The organism is Rubellimicrobium aerolatum, from assembly GCF_017872975.1.
GTDB classification, from domain to species: Bacteria; Pseudomonadota; Alphaproteobacteria; order Rhodobacterales; family Rhodobacteraceae; genus Rubellimicrobium; species Rubellimicrobium aerolatum.
The window spans coordinates 1-15,346 of sequence record NZ_JAGGJP010000015.1 but is presented as its reverse complement, the minus strand read 5'-3'; the positions used below and the strand labels follow the sequence as shown (position 1 = coordinate 15,346).

Below are 15,346 nucleotides of genomic sequence, written 5' to 3'. Positions count from 1 at the left end.
GGTCCGGCGCGGCCGCCGGGACGGCGGGGCGGCGAGGTCAGCCCTCCTCCCCGCCATGGCTGGAGAAGGCCAGGTCGAGCGTGGAGGACACGGGGACGACGATGGTGCAGCGCACGCCCTCCGGGGTGATCCTGTAGTCCGTCTCGGCCTTGAGCTGGTAGGGCAGGGCCCTCTCGATCAGCTCGCGCCCGTAGCCCCGGCGTTCGGGGGGCCCGCCCCCCGGGGCGGCGTCGCGCGGCCCGGCCGCGACGCCCGTCTCCCGCCAGTCCACCCGCAGCCGCCTGTCCTCCCCGTGGCCGGGGAGCAGGTTCCAGGTCACCGCGAGGTGGCCCTCGGGCCGCGACAGGGCGCCGTGCTTGAGGGCGTTGGTCGTCAGCTCGTGGAGGGCGAGCGCGAAGGTCTGCACGGTGGCCGAACGCAGCCGGATGCCCTTGGGCCCCCGCAGCGCGACCTGCGGGCCGTGCCCGGCCTCGTCGAGGACGCCATGCGCGGTGAGCTCGGCCCCGAGGAGCTCGTCGAAGGCGATGCGGTCGCCCTCATCGAGGCGGGACAGGAGCGAGTTGACCCGCCCGAGCGCCCCGAGGCGGTCGCGGATGCGGGTGCGGAACTCGTCCAGGGTCGCGGAGGTCGCCAGCGTGCGCTCGGTCACGGCGCGCACGACGGTGACGAGGTTGCGCGAGCGGTGCTGGAGCTCGGCCACCAGCACGCGCAGGCGATCCTGGAGCTCCACCTCCTCGGTGGCGTCGTGCCCGATGCCGGCGATGCGCTGCACGCGGCCGGATCCGTCGTGGAGGGGGAAGTCGGTGTCGCGGATCCAGCGCACCTGCCCGTCGGCGCGGCGGATGCGGAAGCTGTGCAGGACGTGCTCGCCCTCGCGCACCCGCCGGATGGCGGCCAGCGCCCTCTCGCGGTCCTCCGGCAGGATCAGCTCGGCCCAGCGGCGCACGTGGTTGCCACCCAGGACGTGCTCGATCCGGGCGCCGTAGATCTCCTCGAAGGCGGGGCTGACATACTCGAACGCGAGCGTCCCGGCGTCGCGGATCCAGAGCACGTCGGCCGAGGCGTCGCCGAACTGCCGGAAGCGCGCCTCGCTCTCCTGGAGCGCCGCCTCGGTGGCCCGCCGCGCGGTCACGTCCTGGCCGACCTTGAGGAAGCCCGCGACGGCGCCGTCGGGGCCGAGCAGCGGCCTCACCATGCCCTCGATGAAGACCCGCGTGCCGTCGCGGCGCCGGTGCCAGCGCACGTCGGGCGCCTCGCCCGTGGCGCGGGCCACCCGCCGCTCCTTCGCGGGCTCGCCCCTCAGCCGATCCTCGGGCGTGAAGGTGATGTCCACGGGCCGGCCCGCCACCTCCTCGGCCGTCCAGCCGAACACCGCCCGGGCGCCCGGCGACCAGGTCTCGATCCGTCCCTCGGCGTCGATGGTGAGGATGGCGTAGTCGGTGGCCGTCTCCACGATGGCGCGGAAGCGCTCCTCGCCCGCGCGGAGCGCCGCCTCGGCCGCCTTGCGCGCGGTGATGTCCGAGGCCATGCCGGCGGCGCGGGTCGTGCCGTGGCCCGGCACGGGGAAGCTGCGGTCGAGGATCCAGCGCTCCTCCCCGTCGGGGCGGCGGATGCGGTATTCGATGGTCACGGGCTCGCCCCTCGCCTGCCGGGCCAGGCCCGCCCGGAAGGCCTCGCGGTCGTCGGGGTGCAGCGTGTCGTCGAAGCGCCCGAGATCCGCCAGGAGCTCGGCCGCCGGCCGGCCCCAGACCGTCTCGTAGGAGGGGCTCAGGTAGTCGAGCCGCCCCCGCGCGAGGTCGGTGATGTAGAACACGTCGGCGATGGCCGAGACGAGCACCCGGAACCGCGCCTCGATCTCCCGCAGCGCCGCCTCGGCCCGCGCGCGCACGAGGTCGGCCCAGAGCCGTTCGGCCACCTCCCGCGCCAGCTCGACCTCCCCGTCGGTCCAGCGACGCGGGGCGTGCTGGTGAACGGAAAGGTTCACCACCAGCCGGCCGCCGGCGACGAGGGGCACGCTCAGCAGCGCCGCCACCCCCACCGCCGCGATGGCGGCGAGGTCGGGACGCGCGGGCGCGGGATCGCGCGCGTCCTCGACCCGCACGGTCCGGCCGGCCCGGAGGTCGTCCAGGATGGGTCCCTCGCAGTCCTCCAGCCGCATCACCGTCGGAAAGGGCTCCACGCCGTCGGCGGACCAGCCGTTGAAGATGTCGGCCACACCCCTGGCCTCGTCGAGTTCCGCGAACAGGACCCGCGAGGCGCCCAGGTGCTCGCCCAGGAGGCGGGCCGCGACCTCGATCAGCCGGTCCACGCCGGTTTCGGCGCGCAGGGAGTCGCCGAGCCGGAGCAGGAAGGCCTGCCGCGCCGCGTTCCCGCGCAGCGCCTCCTCCGCCCGGCGCCGCGCCGTCACGTCGTGGAGCACGACCGCGACCTCGGTCCCCTTCGCGTCCGTGGGCCTGAACACGTGCAGGTCGTAGAGGATGCCGTCGGGCCCGGCGAACCCTTCGAGCCGCTGGGCTTCCCCGGTCCTGGCCGTGCGCCCGAGGATCTCGAGCCAGTGGGGCTCGTGGGCCCCGAGCCCGCTGAGCCTGCGCCCCTTGCGCGACCGCCCCGTGATGCGCACCGCGGCGGGATTCTCGTCGTGGTAGAGGAGGTCCACGCAGCGGCCCTCTCCGTCGAGGATCGCCTCGGCGAGGTAGAAGCCCTCGTCCATCGATTCGAAGAGCGTGCGATACCTCGCCTCGCTCTCGCGCAGCCGCGCCTCGGCCTCCTTGCGCCCGGTGATGTCGCGCCAGAACACCGCGAGCCCCTCGGGCATCGGGAAGGCCCGCATCTCCAGCCAGCGCGCCGACCCGTCCTGCGAGGTGCAGGGGTGCTCGAGCGAGACCGGCGACCGCTCGGCTTGGGCGCGCCGGAGGAGGCGGCCAACCTCGCTCCCCTCGCTTCCGGGATGGACCTCCCAATGGCTGCGCCCGAGGATCTCCTCCAGGGGCATCGGTTCGAGGCGCAGCGCCGCGTCGTTGAGGGCCAGGATGCGGAAGTCCTGGTCCATGAGCCCGAAGGCCTCGTCCATGCCGTCCAGCACGCCGCGGAGCCGCGCCTCGCTCCGGCGGAGCCGGTCCTCCGCCTCGCGTCGGGCGGTGACGTCCCGGGCAGCGCCCAGCCATTCCGCGATCCCGCCCCGTTCGTCGGGCACCGGCACCGCGCGGGAATGGACCCAGCCCAGGCGGCCGTCCGCGCGCCGCACCCGGTGCTCGAGGTCGAAGGGCGCCCGGGCGCCGATGGCCTCCGCGATGGCGGCCCGCACCAGGGGCCGGTCCTCGGGGGCGACGTGGCGCTCCAACCAGTCGGGATCGGGCTCGGGGGCGTCGGCCAGGAGCCCCCGCCCGTCGAGCTCGCGCATCTCCGCCCAGTCCGGCCCCATGCGGTAGGCCACGTCCGAGCAGGCCGTCACGAAGGCCCGGTGGCGTGCCTCGCCCGCGCGCAGCGCCTCCTCGGCCCGGACGCGCCCGGAAACCTCCATCGCCGTCACCAGCACGCCCGCGACCGCGCCGCCCTCGTCCCGGAGCGGGCTGCAGGACAGGGTGAACCAAGCCGCCTCCCCCTCGTCGGACCCGTCGAGGGGGAGGCGCGCTTCCTCGAGGGTGACGCTCTCGCCGGCCCGGACGCGCGCCTGGAGGGGGGCGTCGATGGGCCAGCCCTCCCGCGCCGGCCGGCCCAGGCCCTCGGGGTGCTCGTGGCCCATGATCCGGCGGAAGCCGTCGTTGTAGACCTGCACGAGGTCGGGCCCCCAGAGCGCCGCCATGGGGAAGCCCGCGGGCAGCAGGAGGTCCACCGTCGCCCGCAGGCTCCGCGGCCAGCCCTCGACTGGCCCGAGTGGCGTCGCCGCCCAGTCGCGCGCGCGGATGAGGCGGGCCATCTCGCCCTCGCCGGGAGGCCAGCCTGGGGCGTCGTCGCGGGTGGTCATCGGACGGCTCTCCGGATCATCTGGCCGGGTCGTCGGGGTCCGGGGCGAGGGCGTCGGCCGGCCCGAACGGGCAAAGGACGAACGTCCCGACCCCCCGACCGTTCCGACCCCCCGACCGTTCCGAGCCCCCGGCCGGCGCGGACCGCGCCCGGCCTCGTCCGTTCTGGCCGGGCCCGCGGGCGGGGGCGTCGCCCAGGGGGGCGGCGGACGGCCCCGACGCGGACCAGGGGCCCGAAGCCTCCTCAAGGGACGGCGCGCGGAGCCGGGCCTGGCAGGGTTGCCCTGCCCGGACCGGGGCCGGGCGGCGCGGCGGCCCCTGGTCCGGCGGGCGCGGGGCGATCAGGGGATCGCCTCGTCCTCGACCATCCCCCGGAGCAGCGTGCCGTAGATCTCCTCGGCCCGCAGCAGGGCCGGGTCGAAGCCGCTTTCCGCCGTCAGGCCGTCCCAGTGCCGGCGATCCCCGGCATCGGTGCCGACGAAGCCCATGGACCAGGCCGGGAACCCCCTCTCCGCGACGGGGCCGAAGCTCAGGAGCGCCATGTCGCCGTGGCGGAGGTCGCGCTGGATCCGCTCGAAGGTGCGCTCCACGGCGGCGCGGGGGCCTTCGAGCACCTGCGCGAAGCAGCCCCGGTTGAACAGGAGCGCCCCGGTCACGCCCTGCGCGGCGTTGTTGCGGCGGCTGACCTCCAGGATGTCGCGGAGGCCGTCCCGCGTCCGTTCCGGCGGGCCGCCCATCAGGTTGCGGCTGACATAGACCAGGCGGGAGAGGGGGTCGCTCATGGGATCGTTCCGGTGCCGGGGGGAAGGGGGGGCTGGGCCAGCCGCCGGGCCACGTCCTCGGGCGAGAGGGGACGGCCCGTCAGGTAGCCCTGGACCTCGGTGCAGCCCTCGGCGCGCATCCGCTCCATCTGCTCGGCGGTCTCGACGCCCTCGGCGGTGGTCCGCATCCCCATGCTGGCGCCCAGCGACGCGATGGCGCGGACGATGGCCGTCTTGTCGTCGAGCGCGCCGGGGCCGCGCACGAAGGACTGGTCGATCTTGATCCTGTCGAAGGGGAATCGCTGGAGATAGCTGAGGGACGAATAACCCGTGCCGAAGTCGTCCATCGACACCCGCACGCCCAGCGAGCGGACGCGGTTCAGCACCTCGAGCACCACGTCCGTGTCGTGGAGGAGCGCGCCCTCGGTGATCTCCAGCTCCAGCCGGGCGGGGTCGATCCGCGACTGGGTGAGCGCGGCCGCCACGCTGTCGAAGAGGCGCGGGCTGCGGAACTGCACGGGTGAGATGTTGACGGCGACGCCGATCCCCTCGGGCCAGGAGGCGGCCTCGCGGCAGGCTTCGCGCAGGACCCATTCACCCACGGGCACGATGACGCCCAGCTCCTCGGCCAAGGGCACGAAGTCGGCGGGCGGGACCACGCCGCGCTCGGGGTGGACCCAGCGCAGCAGCGCCTCGAAGCCGCTGACCTGCCCGGTCGCGAGGTTCACCTGCGGCTGGTACATCAGCCGGAACTGCCGCAGCGCCAGGGCCTTCCGCAGCTCCAGCTCCAGCGCGCGGCGGGCCTGGAGCCGCGCCTCCATGCCGGCGTCGAAGAAGCGGAAGGTGTTCCGCCCCGCCGCCTTGGCCCCGTAGAGCGCGAGGTCGGCCTTCTTGAGGAGGTCGTCGGGATCGGTGCCGTCGGCGGGGGCCATGCTGATGCCGATGCTGGCGCCGATGTTGAGGACGTGCCCCTCGATGGCGTAGGCGCGGCCCGCGACCTCCACGAGCCTCTGGGCCAGGGCCTCGCTCGCCTCGGGGCCGGAGCTGCCGGGCTGGATGATCGCGAACTCGTCGCCGCCCATGCGCGCCACCACGTCGTCCTGGCGCGTCACGCTCCGCAGGCGGTCGGCCACCTTGCCGAGCAGGGCGTCGCCCATCGGGTGGCCCAGCGTGTCGTTCACCGCCTTGAAGCGGTCGAGGTCGATGAACAGCACGCTCAGCGCCCGGGGCTGCGGGGGGGCCAGCAGGTCCCCCAGCCGCCGGCGAAGCTCGGCCCGGTTGGACAGGCCGGTGAGCGGGTCTGTGTGCGCCAGCTCCAGCGTGCGGAGGTGCGCGCCCATCTCGACCAGGGTGAGGACGCCGCCGCCCGTGGCCCGGGCCTTCCAGGCGCCGCCCACGACGCGGCCCGAGGCCAGCTCGACCAGGGTGGGGGAATCGGGGCCGGATCGGGGGCCGAATTGGGGGCCGGATCGGGGGTCGGACTGGGAGGCGGCGCGTCCCTGGCGCGCCCGCGCATCGAGCCGGGCGAGAAGATCCCGCACGGCGGCGGCGTCCGGCCGACCGGGCGCGAGCAGGGTCCGCGCCTCGGCGTTGGCGTGGGCGACCTCGCCCCGCGCATCGACGACGATCACGCCGCCGGACACGTGGTCGAGCACCTCCGCGAGGTCGGGAGGCGTCGCCATCTGGGGCGTGGAATGAAGCACGCGGAACCCTCCCTGTCTGACTCGGGGCCAGTCTGCCAGAGAGAAGCAAACAAATGATGAACAGCCGGTCGATTTCGACGGATTTCGCGCGAGGCCCGCACGGCGGGTCTGGCGCGGCAGGTCTGGCGCGGCGGGTCTGGCGCGGCAGGTTGAGGGTGCCAGGCGTGGCGCGGCGGGTTCAGCGCAACGGGCCTCGCGTGCCGGGCCTCGCGTGCCGGGCCTAGCGCAGCGGGCCGGGCGTGCGGTGGAGGTGGACCGACAGCCCGCCATGCGCCACCGCCGGGCCGAGCGGCGCGAAGGGCAGGCCCGTGGCGCGGGCGAGCGACGGCTCGCTCGTCACGAGGCCCACGCGCCAGCCGGCGAACCTCTCGCGCAGCACCTCGCCCAAGGCCGCGTAGAGGCCGAAGAGCGGCTTCTTGTTGCCGATCCGCGTCCCGTAGGGCGGATTCACGATCACGAGGCCCGGCGGCCCCTCGGGCCGTCGCAGGTCCGAGATGGGCTGGCAGAGGAACTCGGCCACGCCGGCCACGCCCGCGCGCCCGGCGTTGGCGCGGCTCATGGCGACCGCGCCCGAATCGCGGTCGGAGCCCAGGAAGCGGAAGGGCACGGGGCGCGGGGCGGGGGGCCGGCGCAGGCGGTCCCAGGCGGCGGGGTCGAAGGTCGCCAGCCTCTCGAAGGCGAAGGACCGCGAGCGGCCGGGCGGCAGGCCCAGGGCGATCTCGGCCGCCTCGATGACGAAGGTGCCCGAGCCGCACATCGGGTCGAGCACCGGCTCCGCGCCCGTGTAGCCGCATTCGCGCAGGACCAGCGCGGCCAGCGTCTCGCGCATCGGGGCCTTGTTCACAGCCTCCTTGTGGCCGCGCTTGTGGAGAAGCTCGCCCGAGGCATCGACGCTGAAGGTGCAGAGGTCGTCCTCGATCCGCGCGAGGAGGCGGATCCCGGCGTCGTCCGCGATGGGCACGCCCAGCTCCTCGCGCAGGGCCGTCTCGATCCGCTGCGCCGCCGCGCCGGCGTGGTAGATGCGCGAGCCCTTGCACGTCGCCTCGACCTTCACCGGCTGGTCGGGGCGCAGGATGTCCCCCCAGGGGAACTTGCGGGCGCGCTTGTCGAGCTGGGCGAGGTGCAGGGCGCGAAAGGACCCGATCCGTGCCAGCACCTTCGTCGCGCCGCGCAACTCCAGGTTCGCGCGCCAGACCTCGGGCCAGCCGCCGCGCAGCGTCACGCCGCCCATGGACGGGACGGGATCGGCGAAGCCCTTCTCGGCCGCCTCGGCGGCGAGGGCGGGCTCCAGCCCCGGCGGGGCGACGAGGTAGATGTCGAAGGGGGCGTGATCGGGCATGGACCGCCCGATAGCGCAAGCCCGCGCCGCCCGCGACCGCTAAATCCCGAAGCGCCGGCCTAGGCGCGGCGGGGCCGGTCGTCGTCGCGCCGCCGCCGCAGGAGCGCATAGGCCACGGCCCCGACCGCGACGGCCGCCGCCGTGCGCGTCACCAGCCCGGCCCGGTCGTGCCGCCACGCCGCGCGGACGCCCATCTCGGCCGGGATGTTCGGCACCCGCCCCTGCGCGAGGTCCGACAGCACCCCCTCGACCATGTTCACCCGGTCGGCCCCGAGCAGGATCAGCCAGTGCGTCCAGTCGGATTCGCTGTAGCGGAAGGCCGCGCGCCGCATCGCGCCGCTCAGGCCGCTGGGCGGGGTGGAGGTGCCGACGACGGCCGGCAGGCGGTTGTGCTCGATGGACATGAGCACCTCCACGTCCGGGCGCTGCTGGACCGGGCGCTCCCAGGTCTTGGCGGGGCCGGAGTCGCCGTCGCGCTCGCGCAACGGATAGGTCGGATCGTTGCGGGGATCGGCGTCCACGCCCCAGCCGTTCACCGTGGCGGGGTCGATCCTCCGGGGCGTCGAAAGGGCCGTCGAGGTCATGTCCGTCCTCCTCAGTAGCCGTTGGGCAGCAGGACCGGCTTGATGCAGCCGTCGAGCTTGTTCGAGAACAGGTGGTAGGCGTCCGAGATATCCTCCAGGGGCACCCGGTGGGTGATGAGCGCCTTGGGGTCGATCCGCCCGGCCTGCACGTGCTCGATCATCCGGGGCAGCAGCCGCTTCACGGACGCCTGGTTGGCCCGGATCGTGATGCCCTTGTTCACGACGTTGCCGATGGGGATCATGTTGCCGGTGGGGCCGTAGACCCCCACGACCGACACGATCCCGCCCTTCTTGACCGAGTTGATCGCCCAGTGGAGCGGCAGGGCCGACCCGGCCTCCAGCGGGATCTTCTTGCCGAAGAGGGTGTGGAGGATGTTGCCCGAGGCGTCCGCGCCCACGGCGTCGATGCACACGTCCGCGCCGAGCGAGTCCGTCTGCTTCTTGATGAACACCGCCATGTCGTCGATCTCGCGGAAGTCGTGGACCTCGGCGGGGGCGTAGTCGCGGGCGAACTCCAGCCGGTAGTGCACCCAGTCGATGACGATGACCCGGCCCGCGCCAAAGAGCCAGGCGCAGCGCGCCGCCATGATGCCGACGGGACCGGCGCCGAAGACGACCACGGTGTCGCCCTTCTGGATGCCCGCCATCTCGGCCGCCTGGTAGCCGGTGGGCACCACGTCGGTCAGGAGAACGGCGTCCTCCACGTCCATCCCCTCGGGGATCGGCGTCGGCCCCACGTCGGCGTAGGGCACGCGGACGTATTGCGCCTGCCCGCCGTCATAGCCGCCCGCCGTGTGGGAATACCCGAAGATGCCGCCCACCGCCGTCGCTTGGGCGTTGGATTCGTGGCAGTTGCCGTAAAGGCCCTGCTTGCAGAAGTGGCATTGCCCGCAGGCGATGTTGAAGGGCACGATCACGTGGTCGCCGGGCCGCAGGTTCTCGACGGCGGGGCCGACCTCCTCGACGATGCCGGTGAACTCGTGCCCGAAGGTCATGCCGACGCGGGTGTCGGGGACGAGGCCGTTGTAGAGGTGCAGGTCCGACCCGCAGATGCAGGACCGCGTGACGCGCACGATGGCGTCGCGGGGGTGCAAGATGCGGGGCGGGGGCTTCTGGTCGGCCCGGATGCGGCGCGGGCCTCGGTAGTCGGCGGCAAGCATGGGGCTCCTCCGGCGGTTGGCCGGGTGCAACCCGCCTCGGCCCGTCCCGGTTCCGGCCCTTGCATGCGCCCGCGTCCCGGTCCAAGGGACAGGGCGATTCCCCTGACGCAAGCCCAAAGGCCCCGCCATGCCCGCCTACCGTTCCCGCACCACCACCCACGGCCGCAACATGGCGGGCGCGCGCGGCCTGTGGCGCGCGACGGGGATGAAGGACTCGGACTTCGGCAAGCCGATCATCGCCGTCGTCAACTCCTTCACGCAGTTCGTCCCCGGCCACGTCCACCTCAAGGACCTCGGGCAACTGGTCGCGCGCGAGATCGAGGCGGCGGGCGGCGTCGCCAAGGAGTTCAACACCATCGCCGTGGACGACGGCATCGCCATGGGCCACGACGGGATGCTCTACTCGCTCCCCTCGCGCGAGCTGATCGCGGATTCGGTCGAATACATGGTGAACGCCCATTGCGCCGACGCGATGGTGTGCATCTCCAACTGCGACAAGATCACGCCGGGGATGCTGATGGCGGCGATGCGCCTGAACATCCCCGCCGTCTTCGTGTCGGGCGGGCCGATGGAGGCCGGGAAGGTCGTCCTGCGGGGCAAGGAGGTCGCGCTCGACCTCGTGGACGCCATGGTCGCCGCCGCCGACGACGCGGTGACGGACGAAGAAGTGAAGCAGATCGAGCAGGCGGCCTGCCCGACCTGCGGGTCGTGCTCGGGGATGTTCACGGCGAACTCGATGAACTGCCTGACCGAGGCGCTGGGCCTGTCGCTGCCGGGGAACGGCTCCACGCTCGCCACCCACGCCGACCGCAAGCGGCTGTTCGTGGAGGCGGGGCACCTCGTCGTGGACCTCGCGCGGCGCCATTACGAGCAGGACGACGAGACGGTGCTGCCCCGCTCCATCGCGACCAAGGAGGCGTTCGAGAACGCCATGGCGCTCGACATCGCCATGGGCGGTTCCACGAACACCGTGCTGCACATCCTGGCGGCGGCGCACGAGGGCGGCGTGGACTTCGGCATGGAGGACATCGACCGGCTGTCCCGCCGCGTCCCCTGCCTCTGCAAGGTCGCGCCCGCCAAGGCCGACGTGCACATGGAGGACGTGCACCGCGCCGGCGGCATCCCGGCGATCCTCGGCCGGCTCGACGCGGCGGGGCTCCTGCACCGCGAGGTGCCGACGGTCCACGCGCGGACCTTGGGCGCGGCGATCGACCAGTGGGACATCTCCCGCACCAACCAGGACTCGGTCCGCACCTTCTTCCGCGCCGCGCCCGGCGGCGTGCCGACGCAGACCGCCTTCAGCCAGGACCGCCGCTGGACCGAGCTCGACCTCGACCGCGAGACGGGGGCGATCCGCGACGCCGCCCATGCCTTCAGCCAGGACGGCGGCCTCGCGGTCCTCGCGGGGAACCTCGCGCCCGAGGGCTGCATCGTGAAAACGGCGGGGGTGGACGAGTCGATCCTCGTCTTCTCCGGCCCCGCCCGCGTCTTCGAGTCCCAGAACGCCGCCGTCGAGGCGATCCTGTCCAACCGCATCAAGGCCGGCGACGTGCTGGTGATCCGCTACGAAGGCCCCAAGGGCGGCCCGGGGATGCAGGAGATGCTGTATCCCACGAGCTACCTGAAGTCGAAGGGCCTGGGCAAATCCTGCGCCCTCATCACCGATGGACGCTTCTCGGGCGGCACCTCGGGGCTGTCCATCGGCCACGTCTCGCCCGAGGCGGCCTCGGGCGGCACCATCGGCCTCGTGCGCGAGGGCGACCGGGTGGAGATCGACATTCCGTCCCGCAGCATCACCCTCGCCGTCCCCGAGGCGGAGCTGGCGAGCCGCCGCGCCGAGCAGGACGCGAAGGGCTGGAAACCCGCTGCCCCCCGCGCCCGCAAGGTCAGCACGGCCCTCAAGGCCTATGCGCTCTTCGCCACCTCCGCCGCGACCGGCGCGGTGCGGAAGCTGCCCGAGGCCTGACGACCTCCGGCGGGGCCAGGCGCGGCGCGATGCCGTGACGGCCTCCGCGCGGGCTCCGCCGCTGGCGGCGCACGTCCAGGGGGAAGGGCGCCGGGTCCGACCAAGGTCCCGGCCGCGCCGGCGCGATCCGGCTTCCGGCCGGCGCGGGATCGCGGCTATGCTGGCGGGGCGAGCAGCCCCCTCGCCTCCGCTGAAGGCCCCGCCCCATGACCTTCGCCCAGCCCGTCGCCGTCGCGCTGCCCGACCATCCCCAGCGCGTCCCCCTCGCCAACGAGCTGCACGCGCGGCCCTTCCCCTCGCTGCGCGCGCCCGGCGACGCGATCCACCTCGCGCTCAAGCCGCTCGACGACGCCGCCCGCGACCGCGAGGCCGAGCGGGCGCATCTCCTCGACCTTCTCGACCGCCATGGCGCGGCGCACCCGCCGCCGGGGGCCACCCACTGGTCCGGCCGCCTGGGCCGCTGCGAGCTCAAGTGGGAAAGCCACACCGAGTTCGTGACCTACCTCCTCTGGGAGGAGGGCGCGACCGGCCCCGCCTTCCACCCCGACCTGCTGCGCAAGTTCCCCGCCGACTGGCTCGCCGCCGCGCCCGGCGCCCGCATCGCCTCCGCCCTGATCCGCGTGGAGCCCGCGCCCGCCGACGAGACGATCGTCGCCCGCGCCGCCGAGTGGTTCGTCCCCGAGAGCCTGACCCTGTCCCGCGTGCTCGACGACAAGGCGGTGGTCGCCGGCGACTTCCGCCTCGACGCCGCCGGGCACATGCGCTTCGCCGTCTTCGCCCGCGAGGGCCTGGGCGACCGCCGCACCGGCCGCGTCGTCCAGCAGCTCTGCGAGATCGAGACCTACCGCGCCATGGCGATGCTGGGCTTCGCGACCGCCCGCGACCTCGCCCCCGCCATGGCCGACCTCGACCGCCGCCTGTCGGCGCTGATCGAATCCATGGCCTCGGACGCGGCCCGCCACGCCGAGACGCTGCACGACCTCCTCGGCATCTCCGCGGAGCTGGAGCACCTCTCCGCCCGCTCCGGCTACCGCCTCTCCGCCACCGTCGCCTACGAGACCATCGTGCTCCAGCGCGTCGCCGCCCTGCGCGAGCTGCGCTTCGGCGGGCGGCCCACGCTGGGGGAGTTCATGCAGCGCCGCTTCGACCCCGCCATGCGGACGGCGGGCAGCACCGACCGGCGGCTCGGCTCCATGTCCGCGCGCGCGCTGCGGGCCGGGAACCTCCTGCGGACCCGCGTGGACGTGGAGCGGTCGGCGCAGAACCAGCGCCTCCTCGAAAGCATGGACCGCCGCGCCGACCTCGCGCTCCGGCTCCAGCATACGGTGGAGGGCCTGAGCGTCGTCGCCGTCAGCTACTACGCCGTGGGCCTCGCGCTCTACCTGCTCGGGCCGCTGGAGGGCGCGCTGCCCATCGGCAAGCCGCTCCTCGCCGCGCTGGTCGCCCCCGTGGTGATCCTGGCGGTCTGGTGGGGCCTGCGCCGCATCCGCCGCTCGCTCCACTAGAAGCCTCGGGGCGTTCCGTCCTACACCTGTCCCGCAAGGGGGGACGGCGATGAACCACTACGACCTTCAGGGCCGCGTCGCGGTCGTCACCGGCGGCGCGCAGGGGATCGGCCTCGCGGTGGCGCGGCGCATGGTCGCCTCGGGCGCGACCGTCGCCCTCTGGGACCGCGACGAGGTGCTGGCGCAGGGGGCGGCGCGCGACCTCGGCCCCGCCGCCCGCGCCTACGGGCTGGACGTGACGGACGGGGAGGGGGTGATCGCCGCCGCCGCCCGCACCCGCGCGGACCTCGGCCCCATCGCCATCCTCGTCACCAGCGCGGGCATCGCCGGGTCGAACGCCAAGGTGGTGGACACCGACCCCGCCGAATGGGACCGCATCCTCGACGTGAACCTCACCGGCACCTTCCACTGCTGCCGCGCCGTGCTGCCGCAGATGGTCGAGACGGGCTACGGCCGCGTCGTCACCATCGCCTCCATCGCCGGCAAGGAGGGCAACCCCAGCGCCGGGGCCTACTCGGCCTCCAAGGGCGGCGTCATCGCCCTGACGAAGTCGCTCGGCAAGGAGCACGCGGCCCAGGACATCGCCGTGAACTGCGTCACCCCCGCCACCGCCAAGACCCGCATCCTCGACACCCTGACGCCCCAGTTCATCGACTACATGCTGAGCCGCATCCCCCGCGCCCGCTTCCTGGAGCTGGAGGAGGCCGCGAGCCTCGTCACCTGGCTCTGCACCGCCGAGAACAGCTTCACCACCGGCGCGGTCTTCGACCTGTCGGGGGGCCGGGCGACCTACTGAGGCCCGATCCGTCCGCCCGACGCCCAAGGTCCGGGCGGGCCGCCCACGCCGGCGGCGCCCTGCCCCGGACGGGGCGGCGGGGCCGTCGATCTGGGCAAAATAATGAAGAATCCATGAACGGGCGCATGAGCTCGCTGCATGGCAGCATTGCCCATCCGTGCATTGTGCAGGTGCAGCGAACGTCTATCTCTGGTCCCGAGAGCGCTAACATCGCGCGTCCCCACATCGCCCGCCCCGGCGGGCCGCAGCCCGAGAGAGACCCACCATGGCCACCACCACCCAAGACGCCCGCTTCGTCGATCATGCCGCCCGCCCGGTCCTCGGCGGCCTTCGCGCCGCCCTGGCGCAGCGCCTCGCCCGGTATCGCCTCTACCGGCAGACCCTGGACGAGCTCGGGTCGCTCAGCGACCGCGACCTCGCCGACCTCGGCATCCACCGCAGCCAGATCGTCGACATCGCGACCGAGTCCGCCTACCGCGCCTGAACCGGCTTGACGGCCCTGCCGCGCCGTTCCAATCGTCGCGCCGGACCGGCCCCCGGGGGCCTGTCCGGCGCGAACGCATTCGGGGGGCAGGACGCATGGCACGGCTGGAGGGCAGGTCCGCCCTGGTCACGGGGGCGGCGCGCGGCATCGGGGCGGCCATCGCGCGGGCCTACGCGCGCGAGGGCGCGACGGTCGCCGTCGCCGACCTGAGCCTCGACGCCTGCCGCGCCACCGCCGAGGGCATCGGCCCCGCTGCCTATCCCATCGTCATCGACGTGACGCGGCAGGACAGCATCGACGCCGCGCTGGCGACGGTGGTCGAGCGGGCGGGCGGCATCGACATCCTGGTGAACAACGCGGGCGTCTACGACATGGACCCCGTGCCCTCCATGACGCGCGCCAGCTTCGACCGCCTGTTCGCGGTCAACGTCGCCGGCACGCTGTTCACCCTCCAGGCCGCCGCCCGCGCGATGATCGCGCAGGGGCGCGGCGGCAAGATCGTCAACATGGCCTCGCAGGCGGGCCGGCGGGGCGAGGCGCTGTCCCCCGTCTACTGCGCCACCAAGGCCGCCGTCATCAGCCTGACCCAGTCGGCGGGGCTCGATCTCATCCGCCATCGCATCAACGTCAACGCCATCGCCCCCGGCGTGGTGGAAAGCGAGATGTGGGACCACGTGGACGCGCTCTTCGCCCGGCACGAGGGGCTGGCCCCGGGCGAGAAGAAGCGCCAGGTCGGCGCGGCGGTCCCCCTGGGCCGGATGGGCGTGCCCGAGGACATGACCGGCATGGCGGTCCTGCTCGCCTCCCCCGAGTCGGACTACATCGTCGCCCAGACCTTCAACGTCGATGGCGGCAACTGGATGAGCTGAGGCTCTCGCGACCGCCGTCGGGTGGGGGCGCTGCCCCCGTTTCCTATGCGCCCTGCCGCTCGCAGGCGCTCGCGGCCTTCCTCACGGACAGGCACGCCCCGCGTGCCTGTCCGGGCGTTCGGTGTTGTTGCCCCTGAATGACCGGACAGGATCAGGTTGTTGTCTGATCCGCGATGAACTCGCGGGGTGATCTGTATCCGAGCGCCCGGTGGGGGTG

11 protein-coding genes are annotated in these 15,346 nt (G+C 73.8%); 5 read left to right on the top strand and 6 right to left on the bottom strand.

The window, feature by feature from the left end:
* Nucleotides 1-37 precede the first annotated feature (37 nt).
* From J2Z33_RS14360 to J2Z33_RS14335, 6 genes are all read right to left on the bottom strand, one after another.
* On the bottom strand, nucleotides 38-3,964 hold the full coding sequence (locus J2Z33_RS14360; RefSeq protein WP_209842266.1) for a PAS domain S-box protein: 3,927 nt from the start codon (nucleotides 3,962-3,964) through the stop codon (nucleotides 38-40).
* A 339-nt stretch (nucleotides 3,965-4,303) separates the two neighbouring features.
* Nucleotides 4,304-4,744 (bottom strand): BLUF domain-containing protein, encoded by a 441-nt coding sequence (locus J2Z33_RS14355; protein ID WP_209842264.1) that lies wholly within the window; start codon nucleotides 4,742-4,744, stop codon nucleotides 4,304-4,306.
* Nucleotides 4,741-6,426: a putative bifunctional diguanylate cyclase/phosphodiesterase gene (locus J2Z33_RS14350; RefSeq protein WP_209842262.1), complete on the bottom strand. Its 1,686-nt coding sequence runs from the start codon at nucleotides 6,424-6,426 to the stop codon at nucleotides 4,741-4,743. The genes J2Z33_RS14355 and J2Z33_RS14350 overlap by 4 nt, the downstream gene beginning before the upstream one ends.
* Nucleotides 6,427-6,646: 220 nt before the next feature.
* Nucleotides 6,647-7,765 carry a THUMP domain-containing class I SAM-dependent RNA methyltransferase gene (locus tag J2Z33_RS14345; protein ID WP_209842261.1) on the bottom strand — a complete coding sequence of 373 codons (1,119 nt, stop codon included), beginning with the start codon at nucleotides 7,763-7,765 and terminating at the stop codon, nucleotides 6,647-6,649.
* Nucleotides 7,766-7,824: 59 nt separating this feature from the next.
* Nucleotides 7,825-8,349, bottom strand: coding sequence for a hypothetical protein (locus tag J2Z33_RS14340; protein ID WP_209842258.1), 525 nt, complete (start codon nucleotides 8,347-8,349; stop codon nucleotides 7,825-7,827).
* Nucleotides 8,350-8,360: 11 nt separating this feature from the next.
* On the bottom strand, nucleotides 8,361-9,509 hold the full coding sequence (locus J2Z33_RS14335) for a zinc-dependent alcohol dehydrogenase (RefSeq protein WP_209842256.1): 1,149 nt from the start codon (nucleotides 9,507-9,509) through the stop codon (nucleotides 8,361-8,363).
* Nucleotides 9,510-9,636: 127 nt separating this feature from the next.
* On the opposite strand from J2Z33_RS14335, the gene ilvD reads away from it, so the two are divergent.
* The 5 genes from ilvD to J2Z33_RS14310 all read left to right on the top strand — a co-directional run bounded on the left by ilvD (nucleotide 9,637) and on the right by J2Z33_RS14310 (nucleotide 15,129).
* Nucleotides 9,637-11,475, top strand: a complete 1,839-nt coding sequence (gene ilvD / locus J2Z33_RS14330) for a dihydroxy-acid dehydratase (protein ID WP_209842254.1) — start codon at nucleotides 9,637-9,639, stop codon at nucleotides 11,473-11,475.
* Nucleotides 11,476-11,681: 206 nt separating this feature from the next.
* The gene (locus J2Z33_RS14325) at nucleotides 11,682-12,980 is read left to right on the top strand and encodes a DUF3422 family protein (RefSeq protein ID WP_209842252.1); all 1,299 of its coding nucleotides are present in this window, start codon (nucleotides 11,682-11,684) and stop codon (nucleotides 12,978-12,980) included.
* Nucleotides 12,981-13,029: 49 nt separating this feature from the next.
* Nucleotides 13,030-13,776 (top strand): SDR family NAD(P)-dependent oxidoreductase, encoded by a 747-nt coding sequence (locus tag J2Z33_RS14320; protein ID WP_209842250.1) that lies wholly within the window; start codon nucleotides 13,030-13,032, stop codon nucleotides 13,774-13,776.
* Between the two features lie 265 nt (nucleotides 13,777-14,041).
* Nucleotides 14,042-14,260, top strand: coding sequence for a DUF1127 domain-containing protein (locus J2Z33_RS14315; protein ID WP_209842248.1), 219 nt, complete (start codon nucleotides 14,042-14,044; stop codon nucleotides 14,258-14,260).
* Nucleotides 14,261-14,355: 95 nt separating this feature from the next.
* A complete protein-coding gene (locus J2Z33_RS14310) occupies nucleotides 14,356-15,129 on the top strand; it encodes an L-iditol 2-dehydrogenase (protein ID WP_209842246.1) in 774 nt (257 codons plus the stop codon).
* The last annotated feature ends 217 nt before the right edge of the window (nucleotides 15,130-15,346 follow it).

Bases quoted from the DNA above. Each gene is read 5' to 3' on its own strand.
- J2Z33_RS14360 (WP_209842266.1), bottom strand. From the start codon at position 3,964: ATGACCACCCGCGACGACGCCCCAGGCTGGCCTCCCGGCGAGGGCGAG.
- J2Z33_RS14355 (WP_209842264.1), bottom strand. From the start codon at position 4,744: ATGAGCGACCCCCTCTCCCGCCTGGTCTATGTCAGCCGCAACCTGATG.
- J2Z33_RS14345 (WP_209842261.1), bottom strand. From the start codon at position 7,765: ATGCCCGATCACGCCCCCTTCGACATCTACCTCGTCGCCCCGCCGGGG.
- J2Z33_RS14340 (WP_209842258.1), bottom strand. From the start codon at position 8,349: ATGACCTCGACGGCCCTTTCGACGCCCCGGAGGATCGACCCCGCCACG.
- J2Z33_RS14335 (WP_209842256.1), bottom strand. From the start codon at position 9,509: ATGCTTGCCGCCGACTACCGAGGCCCGCGCCGCATCCGGGCCGACCAG.
- ilvD (WP_209842254.1), top strand. From the start codon at position 9,637: ATGCCCGCCTACCGTTCCCGCACCACCACCCACGGCCGCAACATGGCG.
- J2Z33_RS14325 (WP_209842252.1), top strand. From the start codon at position 11,682: ATGACCTTCGCCCAGCCCGTCGCCGTCGCGCTGCCCGACCATCCCCAG.
- J2Z33_RS14320 (WP_209842250.1), top strand. From the start codon at position 13,030: ATGAACCACTACGACCTTCAGGGCCGCGTCGCGGTCGTCACCGGCGGC.
- J2Z33_RS14315 (WP_209842248.1), top strand. From the start codon at position 14,042: ATGGCCACCACCACCCAAGACGCCCGCTTCGTCGATCATGCCGCCCGC.
- J2Z33_RS14310 (WP_209842246.1), top strand. From the start codon at position 14,356: ATGGCACGGCTGGAGGGCAGGTCCGCCCTGGTCACGGGGGCGGCGCGC.